Origin of the sequence: Achromobacter sp. Marseille-Q0513 (assembly GCF_018195695.1) — a bacterium.
Lineage (GTDB): Bacteria > Pseudomonadota > Gammaproteobacteria > Burkholderiales > Burkholderiaceae_B > Achromobacter.
Window position 1 is genome coordinate 7,180 of sequence record NZ_JAGTJY010000226.1, and the last position, 1,426, is coordinate 8,605.

Below are 1,426 nucleotides of genomic sequence, written 5' to 3' on the forward strand. Positions count from 1 at the left end.
CGGCGGTGCAGGCCGACGTCGCGGCTACGGACTGGGGGCCCGCGGGGGAGGCCGCGGTTGGCGGGGTGGGGGACAGGCTCACCCGCGGCCACACGCCGCGGCTGCCGATCGGCTACGCCATGCCCCGCGCCCCCTCCCCGGACGAGCAGCTGGGCGGCAGCGCGCGGGCCATCGCGCATTTCTGCACGCTGTTCGCCGACCGCGAGATCGCCGACTCCCCGCGTGACGGCCTGCTCGGCGGCGCGAACGGCGAACGCCTGACGCCCGGCGACGGTCCCGCTCCTGGATTCTCGCGCATGCGAGCCTGCCTGTCATTGATCAGGCGCCTGCGGAATCCGCATTTCCTGGCGGAGGTGCGCAAGCCCGGACTGAGCAGCCAGTTCAATGACCGCCAGATCAGCCGCGCCCTGGAACACGCGCATTTCCTGCCCGACGGAACGCCGGTATTCGAGCAGATGTGGGGATCGAACCGACAGCTCGGCGTCAAGCATGAGGACTATTCCGGCCTGGCGGTCTGGATTGCCCTGGATGCGCTTGGCCATCTGTTCCCAGACGACATGAACACCGCGCTCAGTCCCGGGCTGCGCGCCGAGTGCGCCGCCATCGCAGCGCAATTCGCGAACGCTTACCGGCTATCCCCCGACGCGTCGCTGTATGCGGGCAAATCGGACCGGACCCTGGCCACGCTGCGCGCGGCGCTGGCCAGAATGAGCACCCAGGCGCCCGCCGTCTTCGCCGCCACCCGCGAACTGCAGCACCTGCTGGATGTGTACCTGAATCACGAGATGAACGGCCCGGGCGATATCCGTGGCGTGGCGGGCTTTTACCAGGTATGGGAAGCCGCCTGCCTGCAACATGCGCGCGCGCGGTATGGCGACGACCGGATCCACACCTGCGACCCGCGGTTCGCTGGTCCGGCAACCCCTGCCACCCTGCGTCGCTGGCAAGACAACCGGGAGCGCGTCTTCGCGCGCAACGGCAGGGACCGCAGGCCGGATCTGGTCCTGCTGAACCAGGACGGCCGGCATACGCTGATCGATTTCAAGTACAGCATGGCGTTCGGGCGCGACGCCGCCTTCTACTCACGCCGTCCCGCCGCGCCCGACCTCAAGTCCCTGAAACCGACCCGCGGCTCCATCGAGGAATTCAAGGAGGCGCTCAAGCTGGCCCAGGACGTGAACAACGCGGAAGCATACCGCTGGCTATTCATGCAGCATCAGCTCGAAACTCACCTGGACGATGCCGTCGATATCGAATTCTGGGTGCCCGCGTTCGAGGCCGAAGCGATGCCTGTTGCCTGGTCCGTGCGTAGCACCGGGTCCAGCCGCGCCGGATCCGGATTTCGCGGCTTCTCGGTCAGGCACCAGCCCACCGCCACGCTGATCTCCGACTTCGCCGCGAAATTCCGCCTCCTGTAGCGTCACGC

At 68.1% G+C, this 1,426-nt stretch carries 1 protein-coding gene; it reads left to right on the top strand.

What is annotated here, in order from left to right; genetic code table 11:
* Positions 1-1,418, top strand: a 1,418-nt coding sequence (locus KDH83_RS27615) for a hypothetical protein (protein ID WP_212321597.1), incomplete at its 5' end; no start/stop codon positions are given.
* Positions 1,419-1,426 lie beyond the last annotated feature (8 nt).